The sequence below is a fragment of the Pseudomonas sp. 34 E 7 genome (genome assembly GCF_900005715.1).
GTDB classification, from domain to species: Bacteria; Pseudomonadota; Gammaproteobacteria; order Pseudomonadales; family Pseudomonadaceae; genus Aquipseudomonas; species Aquipseudomonas orientalis_A.
This window is the reverse complement of record NZ_CVTX01000094.1, coordinates 1-14,095: the sequence shown is the minus strand read 5'-3', so window position 1 is coordinate 14,095 and position 14,095 is coordinate 1. Positions and strand designations below refer to the sequence as shown.

The window sequence follows — 14,095 nt, the reverse complement described above, 5'->3', positions numbered from 1 at the left end:
GTCCACCGGCGGGCCGGTGGCCTTGCAGCGTGTATTGACCCAACTGCCGGCCAACTTCCCGGCGCCCATCGTGCTGGTGCAGCACATGCCCGCCGCCTTCACCAAGGCCTTCGCCGAGCGTCTGGACAAGCTGTGCCGCATCAGCGTCAAGGAAGCCGAGGACGGCGACATCCTGCGCCCCGGCCTGGCGCTGCTGGCGCCGGGCGGCAAGCAGATGATGGTGGACGGCCGTGGCGCGATCAAGATCCTGCCGGGCGACGAGCGCCTGAACTACAAGCCGTGCGTGGACATCACCTTCGGTTCGGCGGCCAAGTCCTATGGCGACAAAGTTCTGGCGGTGGTGCTCACCGGCATGGGCGCCGACGGCCGTGAAGGCGCGCGCCTGCTCAAGCAGGGCGGCAGCGCCATCTGGGCCCAGGACGAAGCCAGTTGTGTGATCTATGGCATGCCCATGGCCATCGTCAAGGCCGACCTGGCTGACGCGGTCTACAGCCTGGACGACATCGGCAAGCATCTGGTGGAGGCCTGCCTCTGATGGATGTCTTGAGCCTGATCGGCATCACCCTGGCGTTTGTCGCCATCATCGGCGGCAACTACCTGGAGGGCGGCCACCTCGGCGCCCTGGCCAACGGCCCGGCGGCGCTGATCGTGATCGGCGGCACCGTGGGCGCTGCGTTGCTGCAGTCGCCGCTGAGCTCGTTCAAGCGCGCCATGCAGATTCTGATCTGGATCATTTTTCCGCCACGGGTCGACATGGCAGGCGGCATCGACCGTGTGGTCAACTGGAGCCTCACCGCCCGCAAGGAAGGCTTGCTGGGCCTGGAAGGCGTGGCTGATGCCGAGCCCGACAGCTATGCACGCAAGGGCCTGCAGCTGCTGGTCGACGGCGCCGAACCGGAAGCGATCCGCAGCATCCTCGAGGTGGATTTCTACACCCAGGAAAGCCGCGATATCAATGCGGCCAAAGTGTTTGAAAGCATGGGCGGCTACGCGCCGACCATCGGCATCATCGGCGCAGTGATGGGCCTGATCCACGTGATGGGCAACCTGGCTGACCCTTCGCAACTGGGCAGCGGCATTGCCGTGGCGTTTGTCGCCACCATCTATGGCGTGGCCAGCGCCAACCTGGTGCTGCTGCCGGTGGCAAGCAAGCTCAAGTCGATTGCCATGCGCCAGTCCCGCTACCGCGAAATGCTGCTCGAAGGCATCCTGTCGATTGCCGAGGGCGAAAACCCGCGCTCCATCGAACTGAAGCTCCAGGGCTTCTCGGATTGATGGGTATGAACACTGCAGGAGCGAGCTTGCTCGCGAAAATCGTCAACGATAACGCGGGTATCCTGGATAAACGCGTTGCTCTCGGGTTTTTCGCGAGCAAGCTCGCTCCTACAGGTGATTCGGTGTGTGGAGGGGAGCGCCTGTGAGCCGTCGCCGTCGCGAGCCTGAAGAGCACGTCAACCATGAACGCTGGCTGGTGTCCTACGCGGACTTCATCACCTTGCTGTTTGCGTTTTTCGTGGTGATGTACTCGATCTCGTCGATCAACGAAGGCAAGTACAAGATCATTTCCCAGGCATTGGTCGGGGTGTTCAACGATTCCGAGCGCGCGCTCAAGCCGATTCCCATTGGCGAAGAACGGCCCAAGACGGTGACGCCGGCCAAGCCACTGGTCAACGACAGCGATGAAACCGCCGCAGGCATCGGCGGCACCAGCGACCCGCTCAAAAGCATCGCCGACGATATCAGCGCCGCGTTCGGTGACCTGATCAAGTCCAATCAGATGACCGTGCGCGGCAATGAGTTGTGGGTGGAGATCGAGCTCAATTCCAGCCTGTTGTTCGCCAGCGCCGATGCGTTGCCGAGCGACCAGGCCTTCACCATCATCGATAAGGTGGCGGCGATCCTCAGGCCGTTTGACAACCCGATTCACGTCGAAGGCTTTACCGACAATGTGCCGATCAGCACTGCGCAGTACCCGACCAACTGGGAACTGTCCTCGGCGCGCGCGGCAAGCATCGTGCGCATGCTCGCGATGCAGGGGGTCAACCCCCAGCGCCTGGCGTCGGTGGGCTACGGTGAATTCCAGCCGGTGGCCAATAACGCCACGGCCGAAGGCCGCGGGCGCAACCGGCGCGTGGTGCTGGTGGTGTCACGTAACCTGGATGTACGCCGCAGCCTGACCGGCACCGGCACGGCAAATGCAACACCGGATGCGGCATTGCGGCGCGCTGGCACACAAACTGCACCGGCCCCTGCAAAACCGCCGGTGCGGACAAGCTCCGTCAATTCTCCGTCACCGGCTCAATAACCTATGCAATGTCTCGGTCGCGCCTGTGCCCACCGGGAGGAATCAACCGAATGAGAGTCTGGGCAGTTGCCAATCAAAAGGGTGGAGTCGGCAAGACCACCACTTCCATCGCTTTAGCCGGCTTGCTGGCCGAGGCGGGCAAGCGCGTGGTCGTGGTCGACCTCGACCCCCACGGCTCCATGACCAGCTATTTCGGCTACGACCCGGATGCGCTGGAACACAGTTGCTACGACCTGTTCCTGCACAAGGGCAGCGTGCCGAGCGACTTGCCCCGGCAACTGCTGCTGCCCACCAGCAGTGACAGTATTTCGCTGTTGCCGTCCAGCACCGCCCTGGCCACCCTTGAACGCCAGTCGCCGGGCCAGAGCGGCCTGGGCCTGGTGATCGCCAAGACCCTGGCGCAACTGTGGCAGGACTTCGATTACGCGATCATCGACAGCCCGCCCTTGCTCGGCGTGCTGATGGTCAATGCCTTGGCGGCCAGCCAGCAACTGGTCATCCCGGTACAGACCGAGCACCTGGCCGTCAAAGGCCTGGAGCGCATGGTCAGCACCCTGGCGATGATCAACCGTTCGCGCAAACAGGCGCTGCCGTACAGCATCGTGCCGACCTTGTTCGACCGACGTACCCAGGCGTCCCTCGGCACCCTGCGCGTACTGCGCGATGGCTACCCGGACAGCATCTGGAATGGCTACATCCCGGTGGACACGCGCCTGCGCGACGCCAGCCGCGCGGGGCTTACGCCGTCGCAGTTCGACGGCAAGAGCCGCGGCGTACTGGCGTATCGGGCGTTGCTCAAGCACCTGTTGTCCCAGCAACTTGTGGCGCAGGTGGCGTGATGAACCGTCCCGTTCAATACAAGACCCGGCCGCAACTGGCACTGGAATCCTACCTGGATGCCTTGCTGCAGGACGCGACCGCCGAAGAACTGCCGGAACCGATCCTGGTGCCGGAGCCGATCATTGAGGTCGAAGCGGCGCTGGATGAGTTCCAGTTGGCGGTGCTCGAGGAGCAGGCCCGCGATGCCCGGGTCGAGGCGCTGCCCGTGGTGCTGCCGATCACACCTGAGGGGGTGGCGCCGGTGGTGGTCGAGCCGATCGTGCAAGTGCACCTGCCGCCGAGCATCACGCCGCCGCCGGTGACCGGTGACGGTCGCCCGTCCTGGGCCGCCGAGCCGTTCGAATGCCTGTTGTTCGATGTGGCCGGCTTGACCCTGGCGGTGCCGCTGGTGTGCCTGGGCTCGATCTATTCCCTGGAAGGCCAGGAGCTGACGCCACTGTTCGGGCAGCCGGAGTGGTTTCTCGGCATCCTGCCCAGCCAGGCCGGCAATCTCAAGGTGCTGGACACGGCGCGCTGGGTGATGCCCGACCGCTACCGTGACGATTTTCAACAGGGCCTGCAGTACGTGATCTCCGTGCAGGGTTACGAGTGGGGGCTGGCGGTGCATCAAGTCAGCCGCTCGTTGCGCCTGGACCCGAACGAAATCAAATGGCGCAGCCACCGTGGCCAACGGCCGTGGTTGGCGGGCACCGTGATCGAACACATGTGCGCATTGCTCGACGTCGCCGAACTGGCCGAGTTGATCGCCAGTGGCGCAGTCAAGACGATGGCGCAGAACAAACGCAGTTGATTGGACAATAAAGGTCGTGCGGTTGCGCGGCCCATTAGCACACACGCCGTCGATAGCGGCATTTGAGGGGTCAGAAAGATGAACAAGTCAGCGTCCGCACAAGGTTTGGATGATCCGATCCTGCAATGGGTGACCTTCAAACTGGACAACGAGTCCTACGGCATTAACGTGATGCGCGTGCAGGAAGTGCTGCGCTACACCGAGATCGCCCCGGTACCGGGTGCACCGAGCTACGTGCTGGGCATCATCAACCTGCGCGGCAACGTGGTGACGGTGATCGACACCCGCCAGCGCTTCGGCCTGGCGCCGACCGATGTCAACGACAACACGCGCATCGTCATCATCGAAGCCGACAAGCAAGTGGTCGGGATCATGGTCGACAGCGTCGCCGAAGTGGTCTACCTGCGCCAATCGGAAGTGGAAACCGCGCCGAACGTGGGCAACGAAGAATCCGCCAAGTTTATCCAGGGCGTGTGCAACAAGAACAACGAGCTGTTGATTCTGGTTGAGCTGGACAAAATGATGAGCGAAGAAGAGTGGTCGGAACTGGAGAGCATCTGATTGTTCCTTGAGGCGGCGGTGATTGTCCTGGCCCTGTTGTGGGCCGGGACCTTGGCATTCCTGCTGCGCTACATGCGCCAGCAACGCGAGTCGGTCCTGCAACAGGCCGAGCGCGATGCGGTGCGTGACCGGCGCATTCTGGAGCTGGTCAAACGCGTCGATCATTTCCAGCAGACTGCGGTGCGGGTAGGCGATGAGGTGCATGAACTGCGCGCGATTCTCGGGCCGTTGCCGGACAAGCTGGTGCAGTTGGAACAGCGCGATCCTGCCAACCTGTCGTTCGCCCAGGCGGCCAAGCTGGTGGGCATGGGCGCGACGGTGGACGAACTGACCCAGTCGTGCGGCCTGACCCATGCCGAAGCGCAGTTGATGAGCAAGTTGCACAAGAGCTGATTCGGGCTGGCTTGCTCGGTTCAATGTGGGAGGGGGCAAGCCTGTGGCGATCTTGCGGCTGTCCTCGATCCAGTGTGGGAGGGGGCTTGCCCCCGATGGCGGTTTGTCAGCTGAACACTGGCTGGCTGACACACCGCTATCGGGGCATAGGTATCTACCCAACTCAGCAGCGCCCAACCGTAACCACGATGCGAAGCGAGTCGCTCTTGATCTTGATCTGCTTGTGATCTTAGGCGCCCCGTTAAACCACGCTGGCCGAACGCAGGCTTGAATCCGTGGGCAACCCGGCAGGACGCCGGGTTAGCCGCACTGGGCCATGGATGGCCCATTGCGGCGGCCCACGGATTCAAGCCTGCGTTCGGGCACACCGAGCCTAGGCGAGGTGCCGAGTGGTGGGGCAAGAGCCCTTTGGTTACTTTGGGGCTTTTCCAAAGTGACCCGCCGTCAGGGCGGAACCCTAAGCAGCCGTTACCGCAGAAACGGATATGTACTCGTTCCAATCCAACATCCCGGACAGCCCAGAGGCCGCCATCGGGGGCAAGCCCCCTCCCACATGTCGATTGCCATACATCAATCAATTTTCTTGAGCCACAGACTTTTCCCCGTCCCCAAGGGTCAACATCCTGCAAGCACCTTGACCCAGGAGATACCCTTAAATGACCACACCCAAAGCCCTGTTGATTCTCCACGGCAAACAAGCCCTCAACGAGGACGTGCGTGCGGCTGTGCTCGCCCGTCGTGAGCAGGGCTGGGAGCTGGCGGTGCGGGTGACGTGGGAGGGCGGCGATGCGCTGCGCCTGGTCAACGAGGCATTGGAAAACGGCTATACCCATATCATCGCCGGCGGTGGCGACGGCACCTTGCGCGATGTCGCCGAAGCGATGGCGCAAGCCGGCACCGACGCCAGCCTGGTGTTGATGCCCCTGGGCACCGCCAACGACTTCGCCAAGGCCGCCGGTGTGCCGCTGGAGCCGGCCGGTGCCCTCGCGTTGCTGGATGTCGAGCCAAGGGCAATCGACCTCGGCCAGGTCGGCGGGCAGATCTTCCTCAACATGGCCACCGGCGGCTTCGGCAGCCAGGTCACCGCCAACACGTCCGAAGACCTGAAGAAAGTCCTCGGGGGTGCCGCCTACCTGTTCACCGGGTTGTCGCGCTTCAGTGAATTGAAGGCCGCCTATGCTGAGCTGGAAGGCCCCGATTTCCAGTGGAAAGGCGAGTTGCTCGCGCTGGGCATCGGCAACGGTCGCCAGGCCGGCGGCGGGCATGTGCTGTGCCCCGATGCGCTGGCCGATGACGGGTTGCTGGACGTCAGCATCCTGCCGGCACCCCAGGAGGTGGTCGGCACCCTGCGCGAACTGATGAGCAATGGCTGGGGCCTGGACACCATGTTCGTGCGCGCCCGCCTGCCGTGGGTCAATATCAAGGGCGCGCAGGGCTTGTACATCAACCTCGATGGCGAGCCGCTGGAAGGCGACGACCTGCATTTCGAAGCGGTGCCCAAGGCCCTGCGGGTGCACCTGCCGCTGGGTTCGCCCCTAGTCGTCCAGGCTGATGATCTGCTCGCGCACCGCGAATAACACCAGGCCCGCCACGTCGAAAATCTGCAGGCGCTTCATGATCTGCGAGCGATGCGCTTCCACGGTCTTGATGCTCAGGCCCAGTCCGTGGGCGATTTCCCGGGTGGACTTGCCACGCACGATCAAGCGCAGGATTTCCAGCTGTCGCGCCGTCAGGTTGTGGCTGTGGGGCACGGGCGAGGCCGCGCCCTGGCTGCGGATCAGCGCCTGGTTGATCACCGTGTGGGCGATGGCCGGGCTCAGGTAACGCTCGTTGTTGCGCAAGGCCCGCAGGGCGTGTTCCAGCTCGTTGCCGGTCATGTCTTTGAGCAGGTAGCCGTGAGCGCCCGACTCCAGCGCGCGCATGATCAAGTCGGGCTCGGTGTGCATCGACAGGATCAGCACCTTGCTCTTGGGGTAGGCCGCCTTGAGTTGCTGCAGGGCGTCGAGGCCGCCGGTGTGTTTCATCGACAGGTCCAGCAGCACGATATCCGGCTGCAGGGCGCGAAACTGCTCGAGCAATTGCGCGCCGTCGCTGGCTTCGCCGATCACGTTGTAGCCGGGAATATCCAGGATCAGCGCGCGAACGCCGGCGCGGATCAGCGCGTGGTCATCCACCAGGAGCAGGTTGCAGGTCACCGGGCAACCTCAGGGGCGCCGGCCCGTTCGAGGGCGCGAGGCGCCCAGGGGAACAACGCGTCGATCCGCGTACCTTTGCCTGGCTCGCTGCTGACGGACAAGGTGCCTCCCAGTTGGTCCATCCGCTCGTACATGCCGGCCATGCCGCGCTGGCCTTCGCGGCCTGGGTCGGTGGCGGGCGAAAAGCCCAGGCCGTCATCGCAGATCATCAGCGACAGGCCTTCGGGCAGGCGTTGCAGGCGCACCCGCAGGTTGTGCGCCTGAGCGTGACGGAGCATGTTGGTCACCGCTTCCTGGGTGATACGAAACGCCGCCACGGCCATTTCTTCAGGAATACCCGCCAGCCGTTGCGGGCATTCCAGGCTCCAGCACACCTGGGTTTTCCCCAGGGTCTTGAGCAGGTGCGCGCGCAAGCTCGCTTCCAGGCCCAGGCTGGCCAACTGGCGCGGGTTGAGGATGGCGGACACGTCGCGCACCTTGGCCAGGGTTTCATTGAGGGTATTGCACAGCGCCGTGCATTGATCCTGCAGCTCCGGCGGCAGGCGACGCTGCAGCCATTCGGTTTGCAGCTTGGCGGCGGTCAGCAGTTGGCCGATGTCGTCGTGCAGCTCGCGGCTGAGGCGATGGCGTTCGTTTTCCTGGACCTGCAACAGGCGGTCGGCCAATTCCTGGGGCTGGAACTTGATCGATTTGCGCGAACGCCATTGGTGCAGGCCCACCACCGCCAGCGTGGCCAGGTTGAGCAGCAGGATCAATAGCGACAAGGGCGATGCGTGTACGTACGCCCATGCGCTGGCAGACAGCGAACACAGGCACAGCGCGAGGACGATACGGCGTGCAGTGCTGCGCGACACAGACCTGGAAAAAAGTGGCTTTAGATTGGCGTACATACGAATGAAGCCACTGAGGGTTCGCTGCGGGGAGACCGGTTGGCCGGGCTCTGTTTGGAATACGCTGCCGAGTCGTGTTTAAACATGATGAAGTTGAGTCACTTCGAGTGGCGCCATAGTACCACCCCTGTTACCGTTGGTCGCCTGATTGGTTTATGGCCCGCGCAAATACTCTGGAGAGTATTCCCAGCGTTAAACAGTGAAGTTGTATTAATACAGTTGGTTTGTATCGTTATTGCATGGATGGCTAATGGATATTTACGCCTGTTTTGCCATCATCGGTCGTTTTTGGATAGGTGGATTATCAAATACGACCTGCATAAGGCTCAAGTCCCGTGATGCAAGCGTGGCTGCGGCGCGTGATTGAACTCCTTTTGCGGAATCTGCAAGGTCGCCAGCGCGATCAAGGCGGTTTGCTCACTCTCGTCCAGGGGCAGTTCACCGGTGCGTGTGTCGATCAGCTCCAGTTGCCAGGCCAGCAGCGTCAGGCAGTCATGCAACGCATCCAATGCCTGGTCGTGCAATTGCAGGGGGGGGCGGGCGTTGGTAATGAGCACTTGAAGGCGCCGCGAGAAATCGCTGATCGCTTGCAGTGCCAGGTTGTCGGCCTTTTCAGCCAGTTTGGCCAGGCTGGTTTTCATGCAGTCGATGGCGTCACTGTCGTCACGGATCAAATGCAGATGGCTCAAGCACTCCTGGGACTTGATCAGCAGCATCTCGGCCTCCCGCAGAAACTCGGGAAGTGCCGTTTGCCATTCGTTCGCGCTATTCATCATGCATGTCTCCGCAACTCAAGCTCGGGTGATGAGATGTCGCACCGGGTGAATGGCTTAAACTAGCGCTGAAATAGGATTGGGTCTTGTAGGTAGCTTCCGAAATGCCTGTAGGAGCTTTATTGAAATGCTCGCGAAAGTCGTGCGTAACCCCGGCTGAGCGGGATGCCACAACTTCAGTTGCCGATACGTGAGTGCCTGGAAGGCCGGCGGGCCCAGGGCTTGGGATGGCAAACAAAAGCGTGACTCCATTCATGCAATGAGAATGGCGTCACATTAATGGCTATTAGATATCGCGAATATCAGGTCAGGCCTGATTGCGCATAGGGGAATCCCCTACGCAGTGGAACCGCACGTCGATTCGAATGTCCCGCGCCGCCGCGATACAGCGCTATGGGGGGTGAATGCAGTAAAGCATGATGTCAGTGTGACATCAATGCATTTACATGGCATTTTACCGGGGTCAAGGTCTGGCGTTTGGCGCCGATAACTTGCCTATATGAACTGCGCACTCGCAGAACTGACATGCACACCAGGAGCTCTTAATGGCCGGCATTCTCGACACGGTAGATCAACGCACGCAATTGGTGGGTGAGAATCGCCTGGAAATCCTCATGTTCCGCCTGTTCGGGCGACAGCTGTTCGCGATCAACGTGTTCAAAGTGCAGGAAGTGCTGCAACTGCCCAAGCTGACCCTGATGCCCCAGCGTCACCCCTTTGTGTGTGGCGTGGTCAACCTGCGCGGCCAGACCTTGCCGGTGATCGACCTGTCCCAGGCCATCGGCATGCGCCCGTTGGTGCCAGGGCCCAACAGCACCATTATCGTCACCGAGTACAACCGCTCGGTGCAGGCCTTCCTGGTGGGTGGCGTCGACCGCATCGTCAACATGAACTGGGAAGCCATCCTGCCGCCGCCGGCCAGCGCCGGGCGCCAGCATTACCTCACCGCCATCAGCAAGGTCGATGACCAGTTGGTGGAAATCATCGATGTGGAAAAAGTCCTGGCTGAAATCGTGCCCTACAACGCCAAGGTCTCCCGGGAAAAACTCGAAGACCCGGTGCTGGAGCGCGCCCGTGGCCGCGAAGTGCTGCTGGTGGACGACTCCAACGTGGCGCTCTCGCAATTGCGTGACACGCTCGGCCAGTTGGGTGTGAAGATGCACATTGCCAGCGATGGCCTCAAGGCGCTGAACATGCTCAAGGCCTGGGCCGACAGCGGCCAGGTGATGACCGACAAACTGCTGATGATCTTCACCGACGCCGAAATGCCCGAGATGGATGGCTATCGCCTCACCACCGAAATCCGCAACGACCCGCGCCTGCGTGGCCTCTACGTGGTGCTGCACACCTCGCTCTCGGGCAGCTTCAACGAGTCGATGGTGAAGAAGGTCGGCTGCGACAATTTCCTCTCCAAGTTCCAGCCCGACAAACTGGTCGATGTGGTGCGTGAGCGTCTGATGCTGGACGAAGTGCCCGCCTGACTTTAGGGTGTGACACTTTGTTCCCCAGGAAAGCAGGCCCATGCTCCGTCTCAGCGCGTTGTACCGTTACCCCTTGAAGTCCGGCAAGGCCGAGGCCCTGCAGCAGATTGGCCTGGATAAGCTGGGGCTTGAAGGGGATCGACGCTGGATGCTGGTGGACGAAGCCAGCGGGCGATTCCTCACGCAACGCGCCGTGGCGAAGATGAGCCAGTTGACTGCCCTGTGGAACACGGCGGGCGGCCTGACCCTCAGTTCGCCGGGCCATGGGACATTGGACGTGGCACTGCCGGGCGCCGGCGCGTTGCGCGGTGTGACCATCTGGCACGACACCCTGCGCGTGCCGGACGCAGGCGATGCAGCGGCGGCCTGGGTCAGCGCCTTCATCGGTAAACCGACGCGCCTGGTGCATATGCCCGTGGATCGCGCACGCTTCACCCAGCATGGTTTTGGCCATGATAGCGATCAGGTCGGCTTTGCCGACGGTTACCCCTTGCTGCTGATCGGCCAGGCTTCCCTGGACGATTTATGCACCCATATCGGCCGGCCGATGGACATGCTGCGCTTTCGCCCCAACCTGGTCATCGACGGCGCCGAGACCTTTGCCGAGGACGGCTGGAAACGCTTGCGCATCGGCGCGGTGGAGTTTCGCGTGGTCAAGCCCTGCTCACGTTGCATCCTCACCACCATCGACCCGCAGACCGGCGAGCGCAGCCCGGACCGCGAGCCGTTCGCGACCCTGCAGGCCTATCGCAGCACCGAGCAGGGCGCGATGTTCGGCCAGAACCTGGTCAACGATGGGGTTGGACGGCTGGAAGTCGGCATGCCGGTGACGGTGCTGGAATGAAAAATGCCCGTCTCGCAGGAGACGGGCATTTTTTTGCGCCGGTGGGCGTTTAGCCGCGGTATTCGCACAGGTAAGCGGTGTCTTCGGCGACCTTCAACTGGAACTTGCTGTTGGCGGGTACGTTGAACTGGCTGCCGGCAGCGAAGGTTTCCCACTCGGCATCAGGCAGTTTGACGACCAGGGCGCCGGAGACCACGTGCATGATTTCACGCTGGGCGGTGCCGAATTCGTATTCACCCGGGGCCATGACGCCGATGGTGGCCGGACCTTCCTCGGTGCCGAAAGCGATCGACTTGACGGTGCCGTCGAAGTATTCGTTGACTTTGAACATGGGTGAATCCTCGTAAAAAGGGTCAAAGCTTACGCCAGTCACTGTAGGAGCGAGCTTGCTCGCGAAAACCTGAGAGCACCCCGTTAACCCAGATGTGCTGCGTTATCGTTGGCGATCTTCGCGAGCAAGCTCGCTCCTACAGGTGGGCAGCATTAAGGCAAAAGTTTGATCAGTATGCCCAAGCCTTTCAGAGCTGCCTAGACCGGCAAAATCAACGGCAGCAGGCGCGCCGTGTTGCGCGCATCTTCCAGGGCGCGATGCTGCTGGCCAACGAACTGCATACCCGCCAATTGCAGCGCGCCATTGAGCCCCAGGGGCTTGTCCAAGCGCCGGGCCTTGGCGAAGCGTTGCTTGAGGTTGACATGGGGCGTCTGGCCGAGCGCGCTGGCCAGGCCATGGCGTTGCCATTCCAGTTCAAGCTGCACGCGGTCGTAATCGCCCCAACTGGCCCAGCCCTCCAGGCGGGGCCGATGCTGGCCCAGCCAGCGTTCGAACAGCGGCCACACCTCGGTGATGGGCGTTGCCGCGTCGATGTTGGCCTGGGTGATATGGGTCAATTGGCGGCAAAAGGGCGTCAGCAGTGGCCGCCGCAGCGGTCGCACGAAGCGCTGGAAGTGATCCAGCTCGCGACCCTGGCGGTTGACCAGGCTCGCGCCGATTTCGATGACTTCCATCTCCGTCACGGGCCAGCCGCCGTCATCTGTTGTGGCTTCAAGGTCAATAATCAGCCAATGAGGCATGCGCAGGTTCCCGTACTGTTCCTGTCCTGATGGGGATAGAGCGTAGCCGGGCCGTGTAGTTCCGCCCAGGGGGCTTATTCAATCTTCCAATGGCGGGTTGCGATGCCACCAGGCAGGCGCCTGGTTTGTAAACCCTGTACACAAGTTTTGCCCAAGCGCTTGCTTGGTTGACGGCCACGGCCTAAATTGCCCGCCAAGACGATAGTAGACATAAGGGAAAGCAGCATGGATGACCATCAAGCCCTGCGGGTGATGCGCACCATGGTCGACGCTGGCCAATTGACCGACCCGGAGAGCGCCCGGGGCAAGTTGCTGCAAACCGCAGCGCACCTGTTTCGCAACAAGGGCTTCGAGCGCACCACCGTGCGCGACCTGGCCGGCGCGGTGGGCATCCAGTCGGGCAGCATCTTTCATCACTTCAAGAGCAAGGACGAGATCCTGCGCGCGGTGATGGAAGAAACCATCCTCTACAACACCGCGATGATGCGCGCCGCGCTGGAGCAGGCGGGCACTGTGCGCGAGCGCGTGCGGGCGCTGATCCGCTGCGAATTGCAGTCGATCATGGGCGGCAGCGGTGAGGCGATGGCGGTGCTGGTGTACGAATGGCGTTCACTGTCTGCCGAAGGCCAGGCCCGGGTACTTGCCCTGCGCGACGTGTATGAGCACATCTGGCTGCAGGTGCTGGACGAAGTCAAGGCTGCCGGCTACATCAAGGGCGACGTGTTGATCACCCGGCGCTTCCTGACCGGCGCGTTGTCCTGGACCACCACCTGGTTCCGCACCCAGGGCAGCCTGACGCTCGAAGAACTGGCTGAAGAAGCCCTGCTGATGGTGCTCAAGGCGGATTGAGGCGCAGCTATCAATTTACCGGCAAGCGTTGTCTCCCCCGGGAAAAACGCCTAGCTTATCGCCATCATAGAATTCAACGGTGTGTGCCTAGATGTTTTCGCCATGGCGGCTGGCTGCAGGACTTACATTTTGGGCGCTGGGTACCGCAGGGTGGACGCAAGCCGGCGCCGCGCAGTTGGTGAGGGTCGGCGCGGCGCATTTTCCGCCGTATACCGTACGCCCTGAGCAAGGCGCCGATACCGGGTTGCTGCCGCAATTGGTCGAAGCGTTGAACGCCGTGCAAAGCGACTATCAGTTCGTGCTGGTGCCCACCTCGATCCCCCGGCGTTTTCGCGATTTCGAGCAGGGCCGGGTGGACATGGCGATCTTTGAAAACCCCTCCTGGGGGTGGACCAATGTGGCCCATACCAGCGTCGACATGGGGCTGGAAGACGCTGAAATCTTCGTGGCCGAGCGTGAGCCCGGTCGCGACCAGCGCTTTTTCGCCGACCTGGCCGGCAAACGCCTGGCGGTGTTCAGCGGTTATCACTACGCCTTCGCCCAGTTCAACCCCGACCCCAAGTACCTGGCCGAGCACTTCAACGCTACCTTGACGTATTCCCATGACAGCAACTTGCTGATGGTCGCGCGCGGGCGTGCCGATATTGCGTTGGTCACTCGTTCGTACCTGAGTGATTTCATGGTGCGCAACGCGAACATGGCGGACAAGTTCCTGGTGTCGGAGCGCATTGATCAGGTCTATCACCATTACGCGCTGCTGCGGCCCAAGGCGCCGATCACCGGGCCGGTCTTTGCCGAGTTGCTCAAGCGCTTGCGGGATAACGGCCAGATGCTCAGGATTTTCGCGCCGTATCGGATTGATATAACGCCACTGCGCTGAGGCCGCAGTTGATCAAGTGTGGGAGGGGGGGCTCCTGATGGCGGCCTTGGAGCCGACCGGTATCCTGTGACGGCCCCGGTCCAAATGTGGGAGGGGGCTTGCCCCCGATGGCGGCCTCTGGGCTGGCCGGGATGTTGGATCAGATCGAGTACATATCCATTATTTAGGTAACGGCCACTTAGGGTTCCGCCCTGACGGCGGCTCACTTTTGAAAAGCGCAAAA

The 14,095-nt window shown here is 62.1% G+C and carries 17 protein-coding genes; 12 read left to right on the top strand and 5 right to left on the bottom strand.

Translation table 11 applies throughout. The annotated features are described in order from the left end of the window. From BFP96_RS06415 to yegS, 8 genes are all read left to right on the top strand, one after another. Positions 1 to 535 (top strand): chemotaxis protein CheB (locus tag BFP96_RS06415; RefSeq protein WP_305118405.1); only part of this gene is annotated, 535 nt, incomplete at its 5' end. Further along, positions 535 to 1,275 (top strand): flagellar motor protein, encoded by a 741-nt coding sequence (locus BFP96_RS06410; RefSeq protein WP_065888351.1) that lies wholly within the window; start codon positions 535 to 537, stop codon positions 1,273 to 1,275. The genes BFP96_RS06415 and BFP96_RS06410, both read left to right, overlap by 1 nt. Before the next feature lie 142 nt (positions 1,276 to 1,417). Beyond that, entirely contained in the window at positions 1,418 to 2,305 is an 888-nt protein-coding gene (motD, locus tag BFP96_RS06405) for a flagellar motor protein MotD (RefSeq protein ID WP_065935849.1), read from the top strand. Positions 2,306 to 2,355: 50 nt separating this feature from the next. Next, positions 2,356 to 3,144: a ParA family protein gene (locus BFP96_RS06400; RefSeq protein WP_065888353.1), complete on the top strand. Its 789-nt coding sequence runs from the start codon at positions 2,356 to 2,358 to the stop codon at positions 3,142 to 3,144. Next, positions 3,144 to 3,935, top strand: coding sequence for a CheW domain-containing protein (locus tag BFP96_RS06395; protein ID WP_065935848.1), 792 nt, complete (start codon positions 3,144 to 3,146; stop codon positions 3,933 to 3,935). The genes BFP96_RS06400 and BFP96_RS06395 overlap by 1 nt, the downstream gene beginning before the upstream one ends. A 78-nt stretch (positions 3,936 to 4,013) precedes the next feature. Next, positions 4,014 to 4,496, top strand: a complete 483-nt coding sequence (locus BFP96_RS06390; RefSeq protein ID WP_057721368.1) for a chemotaxis protein CheW — start codon at positions 4,014 to 4,016, stop codon at positions 4,494 to 4,496. Further along, on the top strand, positions 4,497 to 4,889 hold the full coding sequence (locus BFP96_RS06385; RefSeq protein WP_065888355.1) for a DUF2802 domain-containing protein: 393 nt from the start codon (positions 4,497 to 4,499) through the stop codon (positions 4,887 to 4,889). It begins immediately after the preceding gene. Positions 4,890 to 5,545: 656 nt separating this feature from the next. Continuing rightward, positions 5,546 to 6,466: a lipid kinase YegS gene (yegS, locus tag BFP96_RS06380; RefSeq protein WP_065897701.1), complete on the top strand. Its 921-nt coding sequence runs from the start codon at positions 5,546 to 5,548 to the stop codon at positions 6,464 to 6,466. Here yegS and BFP96_RS06375 read toward each other — a convergent pair. The 3 genes from BFP96_RS06375 to BFP96_RS06365 form a co-directional block, all read right to left on the bottom strand. Then, on the bottom strand, positions 6,425 to 7,084 hold the full coding sequence (locus BFP96_RS06375; RefSeq protein WP_065897702.1) for a response regulator transcription factor: 660 nt from the start codon (positions 7,082 to 7,084) through the stop codon (positions 6,425 to 6,427). The genes yegS and BFP96_RS06375 overlap by 42 nt on opposite strands. After that, a complete protein-coding gene (locus BFP96_RS06370; RefSeq protein WP_065891654.1) occupies positions 7,081 to 7,974 on the bottom strand; it encodes a sensor histidine kinase in 894 nt (297 codons plus the stop codon). The genes BFP96_RS06375 and BFP96_RS06370 overlap by 4 nt, the downstream gene beginning before the upstream one ends. Positions 7,975 to 8,300: 326 nt before the next feature. Continuing rightward, the gene (locus BFP96_RS06365) at positions 8,301 to 8,750 is read right to left on the bottom strand and encodes a hypothetical protein (protein ID WP_170875985.1); all 450 of its coding nucleotides are present in this window, start codon (positions 8,748 to 8,750) and stop codon (positions 8,301 to 8,303) included. A 542-nt stretch (positions 8,751 to 9,292) separates the two neighbouring features. Here BFP96_RS06365 and BFP96_RS06360 point away from each other — a divergent pair. Together BFP96_RS06360 and BFP96_RS06355 are read left to right on the top strand one after the other, a co-directional pair. Next, positions 9,293 to 10,228, top strand: coding sequence for a chemotaxis protein CheV (locus BFP96_RS06360; protein ID WP_065888359.1), 936 nt, complete (start codon positions 9,293 to 9,295; stop codon positions 10,226 to 10,228). A gap of 40 nt (positions 10,229 to 10,268) precedes the next feature. Further along, positions 10,269 to 11,072, top strand: a complete 804-nt coding sequence (locus BFP96_RS06355) for an MOSC domain-containing protein (protein ID WP_065935847.1) — start codon at positions 10,269 to 10,271, stop codon at positions 11,070 to 11,072. Between the two features lie 49 nt (positions 11,073 to 11,121). Here the strand turns inward: BFP96_RS06355 and BFP96_RS06350 are convergent, their stop codons facing one another. After that, on the bottom strand, positions 11,122 to 11,403 hold the full coding sequence (locus BFP96_RS06350) for a pyrimidine/purine nucleoside phosphorylase (protein ID WP_065935846.1): 282 nt from the start codon (positions 11,401 to 11,403) through the stop codon (positions 11,122 to 11,124). 197 nt (positions 11,404 to 11,600) lie between these two features. Beyond that, the gene (locus tag BFP96_RS06345) at positions 11,601 to 12,143 is read right to left on the bottom strand and encodes an exonuclease domain-containing protein (RefSeq protein ID WP_065888362.1); all 543 of its coding nucleotides are present in this window, start codon (positions 12,141 to 12,143) and stop codon (positions 11,601 to 11,603) included. A 225-nt stretch (positions 12,144 to 12,368) separates the two neighbouring features. Between BFP96_RS06345 and BFP96_RS06340 the strand changes: the two genes are divergently transcribed. Then, positions 12,369 to 12,992: a TetR/AcrR family transcriptional regulator gene (locus BFP96_RS06340; RefSeq protein WP_065891650.1), complete on the top strand. Its 624-nt coding sequence runs from the start codon at positions 12,369 to 12,371 to the stop codon at positions 12,990 to 12,992. A gap of 91 nt (positions 12,993 to 13,083) precedes the next feature. Beyond that, on the top strand, positions 13,084 to 13,872 hold the full coding sequence (locus BFP96_RS06335; protein WP_065891649.1) for a substrate-binding periplasmic protein: 789 nt from the start codon (positions 13,084 to 13,086) through the stop codon (positions 13,870 to 13,872). The last annotated feature ends 223 nt before the right edge of the window (positions 13,873 to 14,095 follow it).

What these genes read in the sequence shown, in the direction of transcription:
- BFP96_RS06410 (WP_065888351.1), top strand. Translation starts at nt 535, where the DNA reads ATGGATGTCTTGAGCCTGATCGGCATCACCCTGGCGTTTGTCGCCATC.
- BFP96_RS06400 (WP_065888353.1), top strand. Translation starts at nt 2,356, where the DNA reads ATGAGAGTCTGGGCAGTTGCCAATCAAAAGGGTGGAGTCGGCAAGACC.
- BFP96_RS06395 (WP_065935848.1), top strand. Translation starts at nt 3,144, where the DNA reads ATGAACCGTCCCGTTCAATACAAGACCCGGCCGCAACTGGCACTGGAA.
- BFP96_RS06390 (WP_057721368.1), top strand. Translation starts at nt 4,014, where the DNA reads ATGAACAAGTCAGCGTCCGCACAAGGTTTGGATGATCCGATCCTGCAA.
- yegS (WP_065897701.1), top strand. Translation starts at nt 5,546, where the DNA reads ATGACCACACCCAAAGCCCTGTTGATTCTCCACGGCAAACAAGCCCTC.
- BFP96_RS06370 (WP_065891654.1), bottom strand. Translation starts at nt 7,974, where the DNA reads ATGTACGCCAATCTAAAGCCACTTTTTTCCAGGTCTGTGTCGCGCAGC.
- BFP96_RS06365 (WP_170875985.1), bottom strand. Translation starts at nt 8,750, where the DNA reads ATGATGAATAGCGCGAACGAATGGCAAACGGCACTTCCCGAGTTTCTG.
- BFP96_RS06360 (WP_065888359.1), top strand. Translation starts at nt 9,293, where the DNA reads ATGGCCGGCATTCTCGACACGGTAGATCAACGCACGCAATTGGTGGGT.
- BFP96_RS06355 (WP_065935847.1), top strand. Translation starts at nt 10,269, where the DNA reads ATGCTCCGTCTCAGCGCGTTGTACCGTTACCCCTTGAAGTCCGGCAAG.
- BFP96_RS06350 (WP_065935846.1), bottom strand. Translation starts at nt 11,403, where the DNA reads ATGTTCAAAGTCAACGAATACTTCGACGGCACCGTCAAGTCGATCGCT.
- BFP96_RS06345 (WP_065888362.1), bottom strand. Translation starts at nt 12,143, where the DNA reads ATGCCTCATTGGCTGATTATTGACCTTGAAGCCACAACAGATGACGGC.
- BFP96_RS06340 (WP_065891650.1), top strand. Translation starts at nt 12,369, where the DNA reads ATGGATGACCATCAAGCCCTGCGGGTGATGCGCACCATGGTCGACGCT.
- BFP96_RS06335 (WP_065891649.1), top strand. Translation starts at nt 13,084, where the DNA reads ATGTTTTCGCCATGGCGGCTGGCTGCAGGACTTACATTTTGGGCGCTG.